Source organism: Thioalkalivibrio sp. ALJ4, assembly GCF_000377225.1.
In the GTDB taxonomy this organism is placed as follows: Bacteria; Pseudomonadota; Gammaproteobacteria; order Ectothiorhodospirales; family Ectothiorhodospiraceae; genus Thioalkalivibrio.
Window position 1 is genome coordinate 1,124,989 of record NZ_KB897917.1, and the last position, 19,268, is coordinate 1,144,256.

Annotated in this window: 23 protein-coding genes; 19 read left to right on the forward strand and 4 right to left on the reverse strand. The window is 66.2% G+C overall.

Annotated features, from left to right (window positions below):
* Positions 1–76 precede the first annotated feature (76 nt).
* The 3 genes from C936_RS15005 to C936_RS0105385 are packed head-to-tail and all read right to left on the reverse strand — an operon-like array spanning position 77 to position 1,317.
* Positions 77–661, reverse strand: a complete 585-nt coding sequence (locus C936_RS15005) for a hypothetical protein (protein ID WP_018175436.1) — start codon at positions 659–661, stop codon at positions 77–79.
* The gene (locus tag C936_RS0105380) at positions 658–1,062 is read right to left on the reverse strand and encodes a hypothetical protein (RefSeq protein ID WP_018175437.1); all 405 of its coding nucleotides are present in this window, start codon (positions 1,060–1,062) and stop codon (positions 658–660) included. Before C936_RS0105380 ends, C936_RS15005 begins: the two co-directional genes overlap by 4 nt.
* A gap of 15 nt (positions 1,063–1,077) precedes the next feature.
* Positions 1,078–1,317, reverse strand: coding sequence for a BolA family protein (locus C936_RS0105385; protein WP_018138073.1), 240 nt, complete (start codon positions 1,315–1,317; stop codon positions 1,078–1,080).
* A gap of 230 nt (positions 1,318–1,547) precedes the next feature.
* Between C936_RS0105385 and C936_RS0105390 the strand changes: the two genes are divergently transcribed.
* The 3 genes from C936_RS0105390 to C936_RS0105400 all read left to right on the forward strand — a co-directional run bounded on the left by C936_RS0105390 (position 1,548) and on the right by C936_RS0105400 (position 3,949).
* Positions 1,548–2,300: an MBL fold metallo-hydrolase gene (locus tag C936_RS0105390; protein ID WP_018138074.1), complete on the forward strand. Its 753-nt coding sequence runs from the start codon at positions 1,548–1,550 to the stop codon at positions 2,298–2,300.
* Positions 2,301–2,396: 96 nt separating this feature from the next.
* Complete coding sequence (gene mazG, locus C936_RS0105395) at positions 2,397–3,224, forward strand: nucleoside triphosphate pyrophosphohydrolase (RefSeq protein ID WP_018175438.1); 828 nt, start codon at positions 2,397–2,399, stop codon at positions 3,222–3,224.
* A complete protein-coding gene (locus tag C936_RS0105400) occupies positions 3,221–3,949 on the forward strand; it encodes a ferredoxin--NADP reductase (RefSeq protein ID WP_018138076.1) in 729 nt (242 codons plus the stop codon). The genes mazG and C936_RS0105400 overlap by 4 nt, the downstream gene beginning before the upstream one ends.
* A gap of 143 nt (positions 3,950–4,092) precedes the next feature.
* Here the strand turns inward: C936_RS0105400 and nadB are convergent, their stop codons facing one another.
* Positions 4,093–5,733: an L-aspartate oxidase gene (gene nadB / locus C936_RS0105405; RefSeq protein ID WP_018649283.1), complete on the reverse strand. Its 1,641-nt coding sequence runs from the start codon at positions 5,731–5,733 to the stop codon at positions 4,093–4,095.
* A 144-nt stretch (positions 5,734–5,877) separates the two neighbouring features.
* Here nadB and rpoE point away from each other — a divergent pair, with 144 nt between their 5' ends.
* The 16 genes from rpoE (at position 5,878) to hflC (ending at position 19,110) form a co-directional block, all read left to right on the forward strand.
* Positions 5,878–6,459, forward strand: coding sequence for an RNA polymerase sigma factor RpoE (gene rpoE, locus C936_RS0105410; RefSeq protein ID WP_018138078.1), 582 nt, complete (start codon positions 5,878–5,880; stop codon positions 6,457–6,459).
* An 11-nt stretch (positions 6,460–6,470) separates the two neighbouring features.
* A complete protein-coding gene (locus C936_RS0105415) occupies positions 6,471–7,040 on the forward strand; it encodes a sigma-E factor negative regulatory protein (protein WP_018175440.1) in 570 nt (189 codons plus the stop codon).
* Positions 7,041–7,046: 6 nt separating this feature from the next.
* Positions 7,047–8,030, forward strand: a complete 984-nt coding sequence (locus C936_RS0105420; RefSeq protein WP_018175441.1) for a MucB/RseB C-terminal domain-containing protein — start codon at positions 7,047–7,049, stop codon at positions 8,028–8,030.
* A 5-nt stretch (positions 8,031–8,035) separates the two neighbouring features.
* Positions 8,036–8,521, forward strand: coding sequence for a SoxR reducing system RseC family protein (locus tag C936_RS0105425; protein WP_018138081.1), 486 nt, complete (start codon positions 8,036–8,038; stop codon positions 8,519–8,521).
* A gap of 88 nt (positions 8,522–8,609) precedes the next feature.
* Positions 8,610–10,028: a DegQ family serine endoprotease gene (locus C936_RS0105430; RefSeq protein WP_018175442.1), complete on the forward strand. Its 1,419-nt coding sequence runs from the start codon at positions 8,610–8,612 to the stop codon at positions 10,026–10,028.
* 52 nt (positions 10,029–10,080) lie between these two features.
* Positions 10,081–10,320, forward strand: a complete 240-nt coding sequence (locus C936_RS0105435; protein WP_026182191.1) for a glutaredoxin family protein — start codon at positions 10,081–10,083, stop codon at positions 10,318–10,320.
* The gene (lepA, locus tag C936_RS0105440) at positions 10,317–12,122 is read left to right on the forward strand and encodes a translation elongation factor 4 (protein WP_018138084.1); all 1,806 of its coding nucleotides are present in this window, start codon (positions 10,317–10,319) and stop codon (positions 12,120–12,122) included. The genes C936_RS0105435 and lepA overlap by 4 nt, the downstream gene beginning before the upstream one ends.
* Positions 12,123–12,173: 51 nt before the next feature.
* Positions 12,174–12,944, forward strand: a complete 771-nt coding sequence (gene lepB / locus C936_RS0105445; protein ID WP_018138085.1) for a signal peptidase I — start codon at positions 12,174–12,176, stop codon at positions 12,942–12,944.
* A 59-nt stretch (positions 12,945–13,003) separates the two neighbouring features.
* Positions 13,004–13,360 (forward strand): DUF4845 domain-containing protein, encoded by a 357-nt coding sequence (locus C936_RS0105450; protein WP_017925696.1) that lies wholly within the window; start codon positions 13,004–13,006, stop codon positions 13,358–13,360.
* Positions 13,361–13,375: 15 nt separating this feature from the next.
* Positions 13,376–14,086, forward strand: coding sequence for a ribonuclease III (gene rnc, locus C936_RS0105455; protein WP_018138086.1), 711 nt, complete (start codon positions 13,376–13,378; stop codon positions 14,084–14,086).
* Between the two features lie 41 nt (positions 14,087–14,127).
* Complete coding sequence (gene era, locus C936_RS0105460; protein ID WP_018175443.1) at positions 14,128–15,003, forward strand: GTPase Era; 876 nt, start codon at positions 14,128–14,130, stop codon at positions 15,001–15,003.
* A gap of 16 nt (positions 15,004–15,019) precedes the next feature.
* Positions 15,020–15,679 carry a DNA repair protein RecO gene (locus tag C936_RS0105465; protein WP_018138088.1) on the forward strand — a complete coding sequence of 220 codons (660 nt, stop codon included), beginning with the start codon at positions 15,020–15,022 and terminating at the stop codon, positions 15,677–15,679.
* 46 nt (positions 15,680–15,725) lie between these two features.
* Positions 15,726–16,493 carry a pyridoxine 5'-phosphate synthase gene (locus tag C936_RS0105470; RefSeq protein ID WP_018138089.1) on the forward strand — a complete coding sequence of 256 codons (768 nt, stop codon included), beginning with the start codon at positions 15,726–15,728 and terminating at the stop codon, positions 16,491–16,493.
* 7 nt (positions 16,494–16,500) lie between these two features.
* Positions 16,501–16,881, forward strand: coding sequence for a holo-ACP synthase (acpS, locus tag C936_RS0105475; protein WP_026182192.1), 381 nt, complete (start codon positions 16,501–16,503; stop codon positions 16,879–16,881).
* A gap of 124 nt (positions 16,882–17,005) precedes the next feature.
* A complete protein-coding gene (gene hflK / locus C936_RS0105480; protein ID WP_038038384.1) occupies positions 17,006–18,226 on the forward strand; it encodes an FtsH protease activity modulator HflK in 1,221 nt (406 codons plus the stop codon).
* Positions 18,226–19,110, forward strand: coding sequence for a protease modulator HflC (hflC, locus tag C936_RS0105485; protein ID WP_018138092.1), 885 nt, complete (start codon positions 18,226–18,228; stop codon positions 19,108–19,110). Before hflK ends, hflC begins: the two co-directional genes overlap by 1 nt.
* The last annotated feature ends 158 nt before the right edge of the window (positions 19,111–19,268 follow it).

Sequence of the window (19,268 nt, forward strand, 5' to 3'; positions counted from 1 at the left end):
GTTTCGATCATTCCCTGGTCCGGGCGGGGCGCCAGTGGGTTCGTGTGCCCCCGGCCCGCGGTGCCCGGCCGCGCAATCACCGCCCCGGATCTGGCCGGACATTTTGCGGGAGCGTTGCGTCTTGTGACGTGGGTCTCAGTGTAGCATCCCGCGCAGGCTCAAGGCCCCCGCGGCAGGCGAAGGAAGGACGCTCGTGCGAGTCGATCAGGCCCTCGGCGCGCAGAAAGGCCCGTGCATCGTCGGCGTCCCCCTCGAACCAGCGCGCGGTCGATCCCAGGCGGAAGCTGTAGCCCCAGGCGTCCATGTCCTGCATCAGCCGGTTGCGCCCGACCCCGGGCAGGGCATCGGCGAGCAGGATCTGCAGATAGCACACCCCGCATTCCTCCAGGTCGTCGCCTCCGGCATTGGTATGCAGGGCCGCGCGGCGTTCGGGTTCCATGCAGATCAGATGGCCGGCCTCGTGCAGCGCCGAGTGCAGCGGGGTGTCCGGGCGTACATGCACGGCCAACCCGATGATCCCCGCCTCGGGCTCGCCCCACCAGGTCCCGGGCAGTGCGGCACCGGGCGGATGCATTACCAGTTGTAGCCCGTAGCGTTCGAGCAGGTCGCGTAGTGGGGTTTCGATGGTGGCATCGCCGCATTCGAGAACGGTTGAGGTCATGGGTCGGAGTTGCCGGGCAGGGCCTGGGTCTGGGCGCGGCTGCGGCGCGGGCATTCCTCCGGGTGCTTGCGGCACCAGGCATCCACCCGTTCGGCGAGGTCATCCTGAAAGCACAGGAGGTAGAAGCGGGCCTGCTCGCGGTTGGCGATAGCCGGTCGCCCGAGGGTGTCGACCACGCCGGTGCGCAATGCGGCGATGATTGCGTTGGCAGCCTTTTTCTGCGGCCAGGTGGTGATCTGGCCCCAGGCCTCGGGGCTGAAGTACAGACGTAGCAGGTCCGGGCGCGTGGTCAGCAGCATGCGCGTGACATTGCGCAGGGTCGTCTCGGCCTCGCCCCAGTCGTGGACCAGGCCGCCCTCCAGCAGGCGCTCGATCTCCTCGCGGCCCTTGGGTGAAAGCATTACCGCTCGCCGTGCCTAGGCGCTTGCGGCCTCTTCCGGCGTCAGGGCGCGGATGGACAGCGCGTGGACCTCGCCGGAGTCGATCTGGTCGCGCACGGTGGCGTAGACGGTCTGGTGCTTCTTGACCTTGTTCATTCCGGCGAACTGCGGGCTGACGACCAGGGCCTCGAATTTGCCCTCGCCCCCGGTCACCTCGACCTTCTCGGCCTCCGGCAGGCCGGCGCGGATGAGTTCGGCCACTTGATTGGCTTCCATGGTGAGTCCTTGATGTCGATGTGTATGTCGGCAGAGGCCGCATGATAGCCAGTGGCGTGGCGCTACAGAAGGGCGAGGTGGCCCGGCTCCGGGAACTCGTGGTAGTGGTGGGGTTCCGAACGGGAGATAGTCGCGGTACGCACACTGGCTTGGTGCCGGCAGCGACTACCGGTTAGTATTAGTAAATACTGATATAACGGACAGGCCCATATGGCCCTGGAGGACACCGCATGATTTTCAAGCAGCTGTTCGAGGAAGAATCGTCCACCTACACCTATCTGCTGAGCTGCCCGGACACGGGCAAGACCGCGCTGATCGATCCGGTGATCGAGACCGTGGACCGCGATCTGCGGGTGCTGCAGGAGATGGGGCTGAGCCTCGACTACGCGATCGAGACGCACATCCACGCCGACCACATCACCGGCGGCAAGATGCTGCGCGAGCGGACGGGCTGCCAGCTGGCCGGCCCGGCGCTGGACGAGCTGCCCTGTCGCGACGTCGGCCTGCGCGAGGGCGAGCCCTTCCAGGTGGGGAATCTGGTGATCAATCCCCTCTATACCCCGGGGCATACCGATTCCCATCATGCCTATCTGATGGATCACGTCGGCCTGAAGATGTTGTTCTCCGGGGACGCCCTGCTGATCGAGGCCTGTGGCCGCACCGACTTCCAGTCGGGTGACGCCAAGACCCTGTACCGGTCGATCCATGACAAGTTCTTCACCCTGCCAGACGAGACGCTGGTATATCCGTGCCACGACTACGAAGAGCGCCAGATCACCACCATCGGGCAGGAGAAGATGCGCAACCCGCGTCTGGGCAAGAACAAGCCCGAGGCCGAGTTCGTCAAGATCATGGAGGAGATGGACCTGCCGTATCCGAAGAAGATCGACTGGGCGCTGCCCGGCAACGAGGGCTGCGGGATCTGCCCGGACAACCTGCCGGACGAGAAAAAGCGCCTCTGCGAACCGGATCAGCAGGGCTGATCGAGGTGTCGGGGCCGATCACGCGGCCCCGACACTGGCATCGGAGTGTGGCGGACGGTTTTGCCCGCCCACCGGGACCCCTTACACTCCACCGTCATGACGGACACCAATCCCGTGGATCGCCTGCGCGCGATCATGGCGCGCCTGCGTGATCCCGAGCAGGGTTGTGCCTGGGACCGGGCGCAGACCGCTCAAACTATCGTGCCCCACACACTGGAGGAGGCCTTCGAGCTGGCCGATGCGATCGCTCGCGACGATGGCCGCGAGGCGGCCAGTCGCGAGCTGCGCGACGAACTGGGCGATCTCCTGTTTCAGGTGGTCTTCCAGGCGCGGATCGCGGAGGAGGCGGGGCGTTTCGACCTCGATGACATCGCACGTGCGATCGGCGACAAGCTGGTGCGGCGCCACCCGCATGTATTCGCCGATGCCGAATACTCGGATGATGCCGCCCGCGAGGCCGCCTGGGAATCGGCCAAGGCCGAGGAGCGCGCCGCGCGCGACCACCACAGCGCGATGGACGACATCCCGCTGGCGATGCCGGCCCTGGCCCGTGCCGCCAAGACCCAGCGCCGCGCGGCCCGGCTGGGCTTCGACTGGGGCGACCCGGCCCCGGTGCTGGAGAAGATCCACGAGGAACTGGACGAGGTCCGCGAGGAGCTGGCCAGCGACGCCGATCCCGAGCGCGTGGCCGAGGAGATCGGCGACCTGCTGTTTGCCGTGACCAACTGGGCGCGTCATCTGGGAGTGGAACCGGAGGGTGCGCTGCGTGGCACCACGCGCAAGTTCGAGGCGCGCTTTCGTACCATGGAGGCCCTGGCCCGCGCGCAGGGGCAGGCCTTGGAACAACTGGATTTCGACGCCCAGGAGGCTCTCTACCAGGAGGCCCGGCGGCGTGAACGCGACACCAACACGGACCCCAAATGACACACGCCGTTGAACTGCCCGAACACTTCATGCCGGCCCGGATCGAGGCGATCGAACAGGTTACGCCGCTGATCAAGGTCTTTACTCTGTCGGCCGACCCGGCGCGCTTTGCCAGCAAGGCCGGGCAGTGGCTGGATCTGGTGATCCCGCAGGCCGCCGGCAAGCCGTTTGTCGGGGGGTATTCGGTGGTCTCCGCGCCGCGCGATGACGGGCGGCTGCAGCTCGCAATCAAGTACGCCGATCACCATCACGCCACGCACTACCTGCACTCCACCGCACGCGAGGGAGATACGGTCTACATCACCCCCGGCCAGGGCAGCTTCTTCTTCGAGCCGGGTATGGCGCGGAACGTCGTGCTGCTGGGCGCGGGGATCGGGGTCACGCCGCTGTTCAGCATCCTGCGTGCGGTCAATGACGGCATGCCGGACGTCTACGCCCATCTCGTCTACAGCGTCGCTCACCAGGACGAGATGCTGTTCCCCGACGAGCTGGCGCACCTGGCCAAGGCCGAGAACATCGACGTAACGCTGACAGTGACGCGCGAGGCTGAGGACTGGCTGGGCCACACCGGGCGCATCAGCCACGAGCTGCTGGAGTCCCTGAACCTGCCGCGCGACGCCCTGTTCTACTTCTGCGGTTCGCGCGAGTTCATCGAGGATATGGCCACGCTTCTGGCCGAGTGGGGAATCCCCGAGGCGCAGCTCAAGTACGAGAAGTGGTGGTAGCGCCGCCGCGCTTGCCCCCCGTTATTGCGAGGAGCCGCAGGCGACGCGGCAACCGCCCGAAGCTGGACGTCGCTTTGGGGTTTGCTGGCTAGCGGATACCGCTTGCTTCGTCGCGAGGTTCCTCGCAATGACGGGGAGGCAGGTTACGGCCGGCGGCGGTCGCCGGGGCGCAGGGCGTTGTCCGGTGCCAGGATCGTCGGCTGGCTGTCCAGGGCCGGGTCGGTCTCGGGGTAGTCGCGAATAAAGTGCAGCCCGCGGCTTTCCTTGCGGGACAGGGCGCTGGTCACGATGATCTCCGCGACCATGGCCAGGTTGCGCAGCTCGAGCAGGTCCGGCGAGATGCGGAAATGGCTGTAATACTCGTGGATCTCTTCCTGCAGGATGCGGATGCGGCGCTCGGCGCGGTGCAGGCGCTCGCGGGTTCGCACAATGCCGACGTAGTCCCACATCAGGCGGCGCAGTTCATCCCAGTCGTGGGCGACCACGACCTCCTCCTCGGATTCCGTGACCCGTGACTCGTCCCAGGCGGGCGGTGCCGCGAGCTGCTCCGGCGCGGGCAGGTCGGTCTGCGAGAGGATGTGCTCGGCGGCCGCGCGGGCATAGACCAGGCACTCCAGCAAGGAATTGCTGGCCATGCGGTTGGCCCCGTGCAGGCCGGTATAGGAGACCTCGCCGGCCGCGTACAGGCCGGGCAGATCGGTCTGGCCAAAGTGGTTCACCATCACCCCGCCACAGGTGTAGTGCGCGGCCGGCACCACCGGCAGCGGCTCGCGGGTCATGTCGAAGCCGAACTCCAGGCAGCGCTCATAGATCGTGGGGAAGTGCTCGCGGATGAACTCTGCCGGCTTGTGGCTGATGTCCAGGTTCACGTGATCCAGGCCGAGACGCTTCATCTCGTGGTCGACCGCGCGGGCGACGATGTCACGCGGGGCCAATTCCGCACGCTTGTCGAAGCGCGGCATGAAGCGCTCGCCGTTGGGGAGCAGCAGCAGACCGCCCTCGCCACGCACCGCCTCGGAGATCAGGAACGACTTGGCGCGCGGATGGAACAGGCAGGTCGGGTGGAACTGCATGAACTCCATGTTCGCGATGCGACAGCCGGCACGCCACGCTATCGCGATCCCGTCGCCGGTGGCGCCGTCGGGGTTGGAGCTGTAGAGGTAGACCTTGCTCGCGCCGCCGGTCGCCAGGATCACGGTCGGGGCGAGGATGGTTTCCACCTCGCGGGTCTTGGCGTCCTGCACATAGGCGCCGACCACGCGCCGGGTTCCGTCCACGGGCTGGGTGATCAGATCCACTGCCACGTGGCGCTCGAAGACCTCGATGCTGGCCTGCCCGGAGGCGCTCTTCACGAGGGCATCCTCGATTGCGCGGCCGGTCGCATCGGCGGCATGGGCGACGCGCCGGGCGCTGTGCCCCCCCTCGCGGGTCAGGTGCAGGCGGCTGCGCCCCTCCAGGGCCTCGCGGGTGAACGGCACGCCGAGGTTCAGCAGCCACTGGATTGCCTCGGGGCCGGCGGCCACGGTGCGCCGGACCGCGTCCGGATCGCACAGGTCGGCCCCCGCATCCAGGGTGTCGGCGATATGGGCATCGAACGAGTCGGCGCGGTCGAGAACGGCGGAGATCCCGCCCTGCGCATAGCGGGTCGAGCCCTCGTCCACTGGACCCTTGCTGATTACGGTGACGCGGCGATGCGGGGCCAGATGCAGGGCAGCGGAGAGCCCCGCTGCGCCGCTCCCGATGACCAGTACGTCGGCCAGGCGAGGTTGTTGTACTGTTCCCATGGCTCAGGTAACGTGCTGCGCTTGTTGCCCGAGCAAATCGTGGCCCTTTCGCAACAGTGTTGTGCGGAAAGCGAACTTAATGCGAGTCAGGCGGTCCATGCTTCATAGATTACCGGAGACCGGTGCCCTGGCGGGAGCCCCCGCATGAGCGAGAAGGCTTCCGACGAGGCTCTGGTCAAACGCGTACAAACCGGCGACAAGGCGGCTTTCGACATCCTGGTGCTGAAGTATCAGCACAAGATTATCAACCTGGTCGGGCGCTACGTGCATGATCAGGCTGCCGCCCAGGATGTGTCCCAGGAGGCCTTTATCAAGGCGTACCGGGGACTGGCGAACTTTCGCGGCGAGAGTGCGTTCTACACCTGGCTCTACCGCATCGCGATCAATACGGCCAAGAACTACCTGGTTTCCCAGGGACGGCGGCGGCCGGAGGCCGAAGTCGACGCACAGGACGCGGAACAGATGAGCGGTGACTCCGCTCTCAAGGACAATGCAACCCCGGAGGGGGAGCTCTTGTCCGAGGAGATAGAAGGCGCGGTGCAGCGCACCATCGAGAAACTGCCCGACGACCTTCGCATGGCGATTACGCTGCGCGAAATCGAGGGACTGAGTTACGAAGAAATCGCGCAGACGATGGGATGTCCGATCGGTACCGTACGGTCGCGCATCTTCAGGGCCCGCGAGGCCATCGACCGGACCTTGCGTCCTTTGTTAGACGAAGAATGACGAGAAGCACCATGAAAGAACAAGTCACCAAGAATGAACGTCTATCCGCCCTCGTAGACGGAGAAACGGATGACTTCGAGACGCGGCGCCTGATCGACGAGCTGGTCAAGTCCGAAGAGGATCGCAATCAGTGGGAACGCTATCACCTGATCGGTGACAGTCTCCGCGGCGGGCTGCGCAACACGGCCCCCGCACATTTCATGGATGACATCCGCACGGCCCTGGCGGACGAACCCGCCCTGCAGGGTGTGCCCCGGCGCGAATCGCCGCGCTGGCTGAAGCCCGTCGCCGGCACCGGAGTGGCCGCGGCCGTGGCGATGGTCACGCTGGTGGGTATGCAGATGCTGGGGGATCAACCCGGTCAGGATGCGACCCCGGTGGCCGTGGAAAGCGGTACCCCGGCGGCTACGGGCGACGTGCAGACGGCCAGCTCCCGCGCCGGTGCCGAAGATCCCGCACAGGCGGAAGTTGGCGAGTCCCTGGATCCGCGGTTTGCCCGCTACCTCGAAAATCATGCCGAACTGACCGGCCCGGGCTCTTCGGCCTTGGGACGCGTACGCTACTCGGTCAGCGACGAGTAATACGTCATGTGGCGTGGGCTGCCGCTCGTTCTGGCCGCAACCGCGCTCTGCCTTCCGGCGCAGGTACTGGCGGACGAGGTCTCGCCGTCGGAATGGCTTGAGCGCATGACGACAAGCCTGCATGCGGAGAGCTATCAAGGCACCTTCGTGCTGCAGCGCGATGACCGCATCGATACCATCCGTGTGGTACATGTCGCCGATGATGGCGGTTACCGAGAACGCCTCGAGACCCTGACTGGCGCCGAACGCGAGATCCTGCGCTCGGTGGATCGCCTGAGTGCAATCAAGGGCGCGCGCGGTGCCTCGGGAGACGGGGCGCAGTCACCGTTGGGCCCTGCCGGCGCGCCGGTCTCCCTGTTGGAAACACATGACCTCTATGCGCTGAAGATCCAGGGCCTGGACCGCGTGGCCGGTTATCCATGCACCCTGATTATGGCGCGCGCGCGGGATGCCCTGCGCTACAGCCATCGCTACTGCCTCCATATGGACAGCGCCCTGCCGCTCCTGAGCGAGCTGTACGATCCCAAGGGCAAGCTGCTGGAACGGCTTGCCTTCACCGATCTGGAGTTGAGTGACGAGATCGCCGAGAGCGAACTCGAGCCGACGACCGATCAGGCCGAGCACATCGAGGTGCGCGCCGATCGCGGCCACAAGAAGCCCCAGTGGGACGACGACAATGGCCTGGGTGGCTGGAAGTTTGGTGAACTCCCCCCTGGCTTTCAGGCAGTCGCCGCCACGGAGCGCTCGCTGGGTAACGGGGACGAGGTCTCGCGCCACTTCGTGCTGAGTGATGGTCTGGCCTCGGTGTCGGTCTATGTAGAGCCGGCGGATGGCGAGAAGAGTTTCGAGGGTACAACCCGTGCCGGCGCCACGCATGCCGCTGCACGGGTGATGGCCGGACATCAGGTCACGGCGGTCGGCGATGTCCCCCATATTACGGTCCAGCAGGTGCTGGACGCGGTCTATTACCAAGGCGCCGCGGGCGAGTAAGGCCGGTGGGGCACTGGATCGAGGAACAAGGTGTCGTGCTCGCGGCCGAGGCGCACAGCGCGCGCGTGCGCATCGAGCGCCAGTCCACCTGCGGAAGCTGTTCGGCCCGCACCGGCTGCGGTAGCGGTGTGCTGTCCGAGGTGCTGGGGCGAAAGGCCGTGGAAGTGACCATCGGCCACCCGGGTCAGCTCCGCGCCGGCGATCGCGTGATCATCGGGATTCGCGACCAGGCCCTGGTCTCGGGGGCCCTGGCGATGTATCTGCTGCCACTGCTGGGCCTGGTCGCCGTGCCGGGGCTGCTGATGCTGGCCTGGCCGCTGCTGGGCGAGGGCTGGCTGATGCTGGCCGGTGCGGCGGGTTTCGTGCTGGGGCTCGGCGGGGTTCGGTACTGGATGCGCCACCGCGCACCGGATCTGGCGCCGGTATTCCTGCGCCGCGAGCCCGACGCCGGTGTGGTCCGGGCGCAGGGCCGTCCGCGTCCGATCGAATAATGCAGGCAATCGCCGGGAACTTGTCCCGGTACGAATTTTCTAGAGCATGAACGCACGAGCAAGAGCGGGTTCAATCATGACGCGACCGATGCAATGGGCCCTGCTGGGGCTGATCCTGTTTGCCTTCTCCCTGCCGGCTTCGGCGCGCATGCTGCCGGATTTTGTCCCGCTGGCGGAGGAGCACAGCCCCGCGGTGGTCAATATCTCCACCACGCGTGAGCGTGAGGGTGGCCAGACGGGCGGACACCCCGATTTCGAGGGCTCCCCGTTCGAGGACCTGTTCGAACGCTTCTTCGGCGCCCCCCCAGGTGGCGGACGAGGCGAGGGCGGCGAAGGCCGGATGCCGGAGCGCAGCTCGCTGGGGTCCGGCTTCATCTACACCGAGGATGGCTACATCATCACGGCGAATCACGTTGTGGAGGGGGCCTCCGAGGTCGTCGTGCATCTCTCCGACCGGCGCGTGTTCGACGCCGAGGTGGTCGGCAAGGACCCGCAAAGCGACGTGGCCCTGCTGAAGATCGATGCCGATGACCTGCCGACGCTGGAGCTGGGTTCCTCGGACGACCTCAAGGTCGGCGAGTGGGTGCTGGCGATCGGCTCGCCGTTCGGCTTCGATCACTCCGTGACGGCCGGGATCGTCAGCGCCAAGGGGCGCAACCTCCCGACCGAGAATTACGTCCCGTTCATCCAGACCGATGTCGCGATCAACCCCGGGAACTCGGGTGGCCCGCTGCTGAACCTGGACGGCAAGGTCGTGGGGATTAATGCCCAGATCTACAGCCGTACCGGTGGCTTCATGGGGCTGTCATTCGCGGTCCCGATCGAGATGGTCGAGGACGTGGTCAAGCAGCTGCGCGAGCACGGCGAGGTCACGCGGGGCTGGCTGGGCGTGCTGATCCAGGAGGTTACGCGCGATCTGGCCGAGTCGTTTGGCATGGACAAGCCCAGCGGCGCCCTGGTCGCCCGTGTGCAGTCGGACAGCCCGGCGGAGAAGGCCGGCTTCGAGACGGGAGATGTGATCCTCAAGTTCAATGGGATCGAGGTCCCGAACTCCTCCGCGCTGCCGCCGATCGTGGGACGTACACCGGTCGGTACCGAGGCCGAGGTGGAGATTCGTCGCGGCGAGGAGACCAGGACCCTGACGGTCGAGATCGAACGCCTGCCGGACGATGTGGCGGCGGAACGCGGCGGTCGCCAGCCGGAGCAGGAGGAGCGTGCCGAGCCGCAAAGCCTGCTCGGGATGCACCTGGAGCCGCTGGATGCCGCCGAGGCCGACGAGCTCGGGCTGGACGGCGGGCTGGTGGTTACGGAGGTGACGGGTAATCCGGCCCGTTCCTCCGGCGTTCGGCCAGGCGACGTGATTGTGCAGTTCGGTCGCCACTCGGTGGATTCGCTGGAAGAGCTGGAAGAGCAGATCGAGGCGGCCGGCACCGGGCGCACGGTCCCGGTCCTGATTCAGCGCGACGGCAACCCGACCTTTATCGCCCTGCGCATCCCGTCCGAATGATGGTCGTGCCCTGGCCCGGGCGTTGTGCGCCCGGGCGGCGGCAGCGATCATGATGCGGACTCTGACGCTGTATCACCGCGAAGGCTGCGGGCTTTGCGAGCAGATGCTCGCGGAGCTTTCGGCCCTCAAAAGTCGTTATACTTTCGCCCTCGAGATCGTCGACATCGACGAGGACCGGGACCTGCGCGTGCGTTTCAACGCGAAGGTCCCGGTGCTTGCGGTCGACGGCGACATTCTTTGCTGCCATTTCCTCGACCGAAAGGCACTGCTGGACCTACTGGCCCCTGCATGACCGAAACTCGCCTGACCCGCAATTTTTCCATCATCGCGCATATCGACCACGGCAAGTCCACGCTGGCCGACCGCCTGATCCAGGGCTGCCATGGCCTGACCGAGCGCGAGATGTCCGAGCAGGTGCTGGACTCGATGGACCTGGAGCGCGAGCGCGGGATCACCATCAAGGCGCAGAGCGTCTCGCTGTTCTACGACGCCCAGGACGGACAGCGTTACCAGCTGAATTTCATCGATACCCCGGGGCATGTGGACTTCTCCTATGAGGTCTCGCGTTCGCTGTATGCCTGCGAGGGCGCACTGCTGGTGGTCGATGCCTCCCAGGGTGTGGAGGCGCAGAGTGTGGCCAACTGCTACACCGCGATCGATCAGGGGCTCGAGGTCGTCCCGGTGCTTAACAAGATCGACCTGCCGGCGGCCGAGCCGGATCGGGTGGCGGCCGAGATCGAGGATGTGATCGGCATCGAGGCCACCGACGCCGTGCGGGTCTCCGCGAAGACCGGCGAGGGGATTGCCGAGCTGCTGGAGGAGATCGTGCGCCGCATCCCGCCGCCGGAGGGGGACGCCGAGGCCTCGCCCAAGGCGCTGGTGATCGACTCCTGGTACGACAACTACCTGGGCGTGGTCGCGCTGGTGCGGGTGAAGGCCGGGCGCTTCTACGCGGGGCAGAAGATCAAGGCGATGTCGGTCGGGCGCGCCCACGAGGTCAGCCGGGTCGGGGTGTTCACGCCGAAGCCGGTGGACCGCGAGACCCTTGAGGTCGGCGAGGTTGGCTACCTGATCGCGACCATCAAGGACATCTCCGGGGCCAAGGTGGGCGACACCTTCACCGACTTCAACAACCCGGCCTCCGAGCCGGTGCCGGGCTTCCAGGAGGTCCAGCCGCGGGTGTTCGCCGGCCTGTTCCCGGTCAGCGCGGATGACTTCAACGACCTGCGCGAGGCGCTGGACAAGCTGCGCCTGAACGATGCCGCATTGTCCTTCGAGCCGGAGACCTCGCAGGCGCTGGGGTTTGGTTTTCGCTGCGGCTTCCTCGGCATGCTGCACATGGAAATCGTGCAGGAGCGCCTGGAGCGCGAGTACGACCTTGACCTGATTACCACCGCGCCCACGGTGGTCTACGAGGTGGAAAAGAGCGACGGCGAGGTGGTGATGGTGCACAACCCATCCGGGCTGCCGCCGAGCAACGAGATTGCCGAGATCCGCGAGCCGATTATCGAGGCGAACATCCTCGTGCCGCAGGACTACGTCGGCGCGGTGATCACCCTGTGCATCGAGAAGCGCGGGGTGCAGACCAAGATGCAATACCTGGGGCGTCAGGTGCAGTTGTCCTACGAGCTGCCGATGTCCGAGGTGATGCTGGACTTCTTCGACCGGCTGAAGTCCGCAACCCGTGGCTACGCCTCGTTCGACTACCAGCCGCGGCGCTTCCAGGCGGCGCCGCTGGTGCGCGTGGATATCCTGATCAACGGCGAGCGGGTGGATGCCTTGTCCGGGATCGTGCATCGTGACCATGCGGAGTCGCGCGGTCGCGAGCTGACCGAGCGCATGGCCAAGATCATCCCGCGGCAGATGTACGAGGTGGCGATCCAGGCGGCGATCGGCTCGAAGATTATCGCGCGCTCCACGGTCAAGGCGATGCGCAAGAATGTGCTGGCCAAGTGCTACGGCGGCGACGTCTCGCGCAAGCGCAAGCTGCTGGAGAAGCAGAAGGCCGGCAAGAAACGCATGAAGTCGATTGGCAAGGTAGATGTGCCGCAGGAGGCCTTCCTGGCGGTGCTGTCGGTCGGCGACGACAAATAACGCGCCCGGGTCGGAGCGGGCACGCCGCAAGGCGGTGATCGAGGACAATACATGGCGAATCTGGAACTGATCCTGGTACTGGCCACGGCCGCAACGGGCCTGATCTGGCTGGGCTGGGTGCTCCTGCGGCGGCGGCTGAGCCCCGAGCGTCAGGCGCGCATGCCGTGGTTCGTGGACTATTCGCGTTCGTTCTTCCCGGTGCTGCTGATTGTGCTGGTGCTGCGCTCGTTCGTGGCCGAGCCGTTCCGCATCCCGTCGGGCTCCATGATGCCGACCCTGCTGGTGGGCGACTTCATCATGGTGAACAAGTTTTCCTACGGGATTCGCCTGCCGGTTACGCGTACCAAGGTCTTCGATATGGGCGAGCCCGAGCGTGGCGAGGTCGTGGTGTTCAAGTATCCGCGCAACCCACAAGAGGACTACATCAAGCGAGTGATTGGGCTGCCGGGGGATACCATCGAGTTCCGCGATCGCGTGCTGTACGTCAACGGCGAGGCACAGTCGGCCGAGCGCGTGGGTACCTTTGAGGGCGAGGGGTCCGGGGAGATGATGTCCGGTGCCTCACTGTACGAGGAGACCCTCGACGGGCGCACCTACACGACGCTGATGCGCGAGGAACGCCCGAGCCTGGATGGCTCGGTGACGGTCCCCGACGGCCACTATTTCATGGTCGGCGACAATCGCGACAACTCGAACGACAGCCGGACCTGGGGATTCGTCTCCGAGGATCTGCTGGTGGGGCGTGCCCTCTTTATCTGGCTGCATTGGGATTACAATGAAGGGCACAGGGACTTTTCCCGGATTGGCCAGGCGATTCGCTAGGCCTGTTTCGCGGGCGCAGGCAACCAGGGGGTAGGGCGATGCGGCATTCCAGACATTCCATGCGCGGGGCGGGTGCCCTGACGGTGATGGCATTGATCCTGCTGGCGCTGCTGGTCGGGACCTTCGTGATCAAGATGGGTACGCAGTACACCCAGTACCTGACGGTGCGCTCGATCATGCAGGACGTGGCGACCCAGCCCGGTGCGGCCGAGAAAAGCGAGCGCGAGCTGTGGCGCGAGATGAACCGCCGCTTCCAGATCAACTCGGTGTACGACGGGATCGAGGAGGACGACTTCTCGGTGACCGAGGAGGGCGATCGCCGGCAGATGCATCTGGAATACGAAGTCCGCCGCGAGTTCCTGGGGAACGTCGACGTGGTCGCGCGTTTCTCGCGTAGCGAAACCCTGGCGCCCTAGGGAAACGCTGTGGGATTGTCGGACCGTAACCTTCAACGATCGAGTGCGAGTCGCGATTTTCGTGATCTGCTGCCGGAGGCGGTGCGCGAGGGCGATGGCGTCCGCCAGGCCCTGACCCATCGCAGTGCCGGCGGGCGCAACAACGAGCGCCTGGAGTTTCTGGGCGATGCGGTCCTGGGTCTGGTCATCGCCGATGCCCTGTACGAGCAGCTGCCGGACGCGCCAGAAGGGGATCTCACGCGCCTGCGCGCGGCGCTGGTCAACCGCGAATCGCTGGCGGCCCTGGCGCGAGAGTCGGGACTGGAAGGCACGCTCAATCTCGGCCAGGGCGAACGCAAGAGCGGCGGCCAGCGGCGCGATTCCATCCTCGCCGACGCGGTCGAGGCCCTGATTGGCGTGACCTACCGCGAGGCCGGCATGCAGGCTGCGCGCGACTTCACCCTGGCACTTTATGCCGAGCGCCTGGGGAATCTGCCCTCCGCCGAATCCCTGAAGGACCCGAAGACCCGTTTGCAGGAACAATTGCAGGGTCGCAATGCGGAACTGCCCGTTTACGAAGTGCTGGAGGTGGTTGGTCCCGATCACCAACGCCGCTTCACCGTCTCCGTACACCTGCCTACTCAGGGCTGGGGGCAGCAGGGCGAGGGCTCCTCTCGGCGCCGCGCGGAGCAGGCCGCGGCCGAGGCCGCGCTGCAGCGGTTGCAGCAGCAGGCACAGGAGCAGTGAACGGCATGGATAGCACTTCCGAGTCCGGAACGCGGTGCGGTATGGTCGCGCTGGTCGGCCGCCCGAATGTTGGCAAGACTACGCTGATGAACCGCCTGGTGGGCGAGAAGCTCGCAGCCACGACGCGGCGTCCCCACACCACGCGCAATCGCATCCTCGGCATCGTGACCGAGGGGAACGACCAGATCGTGCTGATGGACACCCCGGGGATCGATACCGAGCGCACGCGTCTGGTGAACCGGGTGCTGAACCGCACGGCCAGTCAGGCCCTGGCCGACGCGGATCTGGTGTGTTTCCTGGTCGAGGCGGGACGCTTTGGCGAGGGCGACGAGCGCATCGAGCAGCTGATTCGCCAGTCCGAGCGGCCGGCGCTGCTGGTGATCAACAAGGTCGATCGGGCGCGGGAAAAAGAAGAACTGCTGCCTTTTATCGCGGCGCGCATGGAGGCGATGCCGTATGCAGGTGTTGTCCCGCTGTCGGCGAAGACGGGCTCCAACGTCGCGGGCCTGATCGACGAGATCCGCGGCCACCTGCCCGCGGGGCCCTTCCTCTACGACCCCGAGCAGCTGTCCGATCGCCCGGAGCGCTTCCGCGCCGAGGAGATGATCCGCGAGTCCCTGCTGGAGAGCCTGGGGCAGGAGGTCCCGTACTCGGTGGCGGTGCGCGTGGAGCAGTGGTCCGACGAGCCGCGGACCACGCATCTCGATGCCGTCATCATGGTCGAGCGCGACAGCCAGAAGGGGATCGTGATCGGCAAGGGTGGACAGCGCCTGAAGCGGATCGGGCAGGCGGCGCGTCTGCAGCTGGAAGAGCTGCTGGGGCGGAAGGTCATGCTGCGCCTGACGGTACGTGTCGAGGCGGACTGGACCCGGAATCCCCGCGCCCTGCGCGAGCTGGGCATCGAAGAACCCCGGTGAAGGCGCCGCGGCGCGCATGAGTGGCGCGGCGACGGCCGTCACCCAGGGTGTAGTGCTGCATGCGCGGGCACTGCGCGAGAACAGCCGCGTGCTGGAACTGCTGACGGGCGAGGCCGGGCGTGTGGCGGCGGTGGTACGTGGCAAGGCGGGGTCGGTACAGCCCTTTGTGCTACTGGATCTGGCCTGGCGCGGCCGTGGCGAGCTTCCCACGCTGCAGGTGGCGGAGCAGCAGCGGGTCTTTCCGTTGACCGGGCGGGCGTTGGTCTGCGGTTTGTATCTGAATGAGCTGGTGTTGCGCCTCTATCCGCGTGACGCGCCGATCCCCGAGGCGTTGCCGGCCCTGCTGACGGCCTACGCGCGGCTGGCGGCCCGGGAGCGCGCGGACGTGGTGTTGCGCCGCGCCGAGTGGGCGCTGCTGCTGCCGATCGATTCCGGGCTCGAGCATGTCGATGCCGCCGAGCTTGATCCGGCGGCCTGGTATCGGTACGAGCCCGAGATGGGCCTGGAGCCCACGGCACCGGGGCGCGCGGGTGCCATCGCCGGGGAGGCCCTGTGGGCGCTCGCTTCGGGGCAGCCGGTCCCCGATAATCATGCCCGTCCGGCGCGTGACTTCATGCGCGCCCTGATTGACCATCACCTGGCCGGCCGCGTGCTGCGCACGCGAGCGCTGCTGTAGCCCCGGCCCTGACACGCATTCAAGCCCATACAAGGCCACACGTACCATGTCGCATCCCGCACCGCTCAAGCTGGGGGTCAACCTCGACCACATCGCCACGATTCGCCAGGCCCGCCACACGCCGTATCCTGACCTGATGCAGGCGGTACGCCTGGCCGAGGCCAGCGGCGCGGATTCGATCACCCTGCACCTGCGCGAGGATCGCCGCCATATCCAGGATGACGATGTCTTCGGGATCAAGCCGCGGCTTACGGTGCCGATGAACCTCGAGATGGCCGCCACCGAGGGCATGCAGGCGATCGCCTTGAAGCTGCTCCCCGAGGCTTGCTGCATCGTGCCGGAAAAGCGCGAGGAACTGACCACCGAGGGCGGGCTGGATGCGGCCGGGCAGCTGGAGCGGCTGCGTGATTTCGTGGCCCCGCTGACCGCGGCCGGGATCGAGGTCTCGCTGTTCGTGGAGCCGGATGTTCGCCAGATGGAGGCGGCGGTCAAGATTGGCGCTCCGGTGGTGGAGCTGCATACGGGCGCCTATGCCAATGCCCGTGATGCAGCCGAGCGCGAACGTTTGCTGGCCGGGATCAACCAGGCCGCCACTGCCGGTCAGGCCATGGGGCTGGTGATCAACGCCGGTCATGGGCTCGACTACGACAATGTACGTCCGATCGCCGCGAATCCGGTCTTTCACGAGCTGAATATCGGCCACTCCATCGTGGCCCGGGCGTTGTTTACGGGGTTGCCGGAGGCAGTCAGCCACATGCGCGGGTTGATGGATGCCGCCCGCGCTGGCCTGCCAGTCGGCCAGTACCCGGTGTGATCGCCGCATGATCCTCGGGATCGGCACCGACCTCGTCCAGGTGGCGCGCATGCAGGGCATGTGGGAGCGCCATGGCCGGCGGCTGGCCGAGCGTATCCTGCATCCGGTCGAGCACGCCGACCTGCCGTCGGAGCATCCGGCGGGATTTCTCGCCCGGCGCTTTGCGGCCAAGGAGGCCCTCGCCAAGGCGCTGGGATGTGGGGTCGGGGCCGACATGGGGCTGGCCGAAGCCGGGGTGACCCATGATGCCCGCGGGCGCCCCGAATTCGTGCTGGAAGGCCGCGCACGGGCGACCGCCGAACGCCTTGGGGTGAGCGCCATTCACCTCAGTATTAGCGACGAGCGCGAGTATGCCCAGGCCTTTGTCGTCCTCGAGGGTGGTGAGTAACCCGCTTTTCCCTCCGGTCGTGGTTGCCCGGGTGGGACCGGCTCCCTAGAATATGGCCCCTTATGCCCATCCGTGTCGGGTGAACGGATGGTGCCAGCCCTGAGCGAGTGACGGAGTCCAGTCCATGCCCTGGAACGAACCGGGAAATAGTAACCGCGACCCCTGGAGTGGGGGCGGCGGTGGCCAGCGCGGTGGTGGTAGCGGTGGCGGCGGGGGCAACCAGCCTCCCGATCTGGAAGAAATGATGCGCAAGCTGTCGCGCCAGCTGAATGGAATCTTCGGCGGTGGTGGCGACAGTGGCTCCGGGGGTTCCTCCGGTGGTGGCATGGGCCGTGGTACCCAGGCCCTGGTCAGTCTCGGGCTGATCATCGCTCTGGTCGTCTGGCTGGCCTCCGGCTTCCATATCATCTCCGAGGGCGAGCGCGGTGTTGTGCTGCGCTTTGGCGCCTTCCAGGAAGTGAAGAACCCGGGTCCCGGCTGGCATCTGCCCTATCCGATCGAGCGGGTCGAGATCGTCAACGTCGATAACGTGCGAACCATCGAGCACCGCGCGTTGATGCTGACCGGAGACGAGAACATCATCGATATCGATATCGCGGTGCAGTACCGCATCCTCGATCTGGTCGATTTCCTCTTCAACGTGCGCAACCCGGACTCCACTGTGAATCACGTAATGGAATCCGCGATCCGCGAACGTGTCGGGCGTTCCAACCTGGACTTCATCCTCGGCGAAGGGCGTGGGGAGATTGCCTCGTCGGCGCGTGTGGTGATGCAGGAGAATCTGGATTCCTACGGGGCCGGGGTTACGGTTACCGCCGTGTCCATGCAGCAGGCCCAGCCGCCCGAGCCGGTCCAGGAGGCCTTTGCCGACGCGATCCGCGCCCGCGAGGACGAGGTTCGCTTCCGCAACGAGGCCGAGGCCTACGCCAACGGCGTGATCCCGCGGGCCCGTGGTCAGGCGGCGCGTATCATCGAGGAGGCCGAGGCCTATCGTGATCAGGTCATTGCGCAGGCCGACGGTGATGCTGCGCGCTTCGATCAGTTGCTGGTGGAATACCAGCAGTACCCGGAAGTGACCCGTGACCGTCTGTATCTGGAGGCCGTCGAGGCCGTGCTCGAGGATTCGCGCAAGGTCATGCTCGACGTGGGCAGCAGCAACAACCTGATGATGCTGCCGCTGGATCAGCTGTTCCGTGGTACCGGTACCCGATCCAACTCGGGTGATACGCCGACCCCGCAACCCATCGATACCAGCCGCGGTGGCCTCGGTGCCACTCCTGGGTCAGGTGTCAATCGACTGGGTAGCCGTGATCCGGCGGCCCAGCGCTCGCGGGAGGTGCGCTAATGCTACGCATAGCCGGTATCGCCGTTGTTGTCATCGGGATCGTGGTGGCGCTGTCGACCTACACCGTCGATGAGCGCGAGCGCGTGATCAAGTTTGCCCTGGGGGAGATCCGTCAGGTCGATCCCGAGCCTGGTCTGCATTTCAAGTTTCCGCTGATCCAGAACGTCGAGAAGTTCGATGCCCGGATTATGACGCTGAACATCCCGCCGGATCGGTTCCTGACCTCCGAGGCGAAGAACATCATCGTCGACTTCTACGCCAAGTGGCGTATCGATGATATTGGTCAGTTCTACCGCGCTACCCGCGGTGACGAGCGGCTGGCCGAGGAGCGTCTGGCCCAGATCCTGCGCGACGGCATGCGTAACGAGTTCGCACGCTTCGAGTTGCAGGAAGTCGTCGCCGGCGAGCGCCTGGCGATCATGGGGGCGGTACGGCAGACCGCGCTGGAGACGGCGCTGGAGCTGGGGATTGACCTGGTCGACGTGCGCGTACGCCGGATGGATCTGCCCGACGAGGTCTCCGAGTCGGTGTACGAACGTATGCGTGCCGAGCGTGAGCGCGTGGCGCAGGACTTCCGTGCCCGTGGCCAGGAGGAGGCCGAGCGCATCCGCTCGCGCGCCGACCGTGACCGCACGGTCATCCTCGCCAACGCCTATCGCGACTCCGAGGAGATCCGGGGTGCCGGTGATGCGCGTGCCACCGAGACGCTGGGCCGCTCGTTCGGCGAGGACGAGGAGTTCTTCCGCTTCTATCGAAGCCTGATCGCCTACCGCAACAGCATGAGCGGCGAGAAGAGCACCTTTATCCTGGAGCCGAACTCCGAGTTCTTCCAGTTCTTCAACGCGCCGGGCGGGGAGCGGCCGGCGCCGCTGCCGACCCAGTAACACCGGGGCCGGGCGCCATCGCAGGTGTCCGGTGCGCAGTGACCGTTTGACTCGGGCCCGGTCTTCCGGGCCCGAGTCATGCCGGGACCCGGCCGGCGCGCATTGGGTGACACAAGGGAAACACTGATCAATGTACACACTCGCCGGACGCAAAAGCG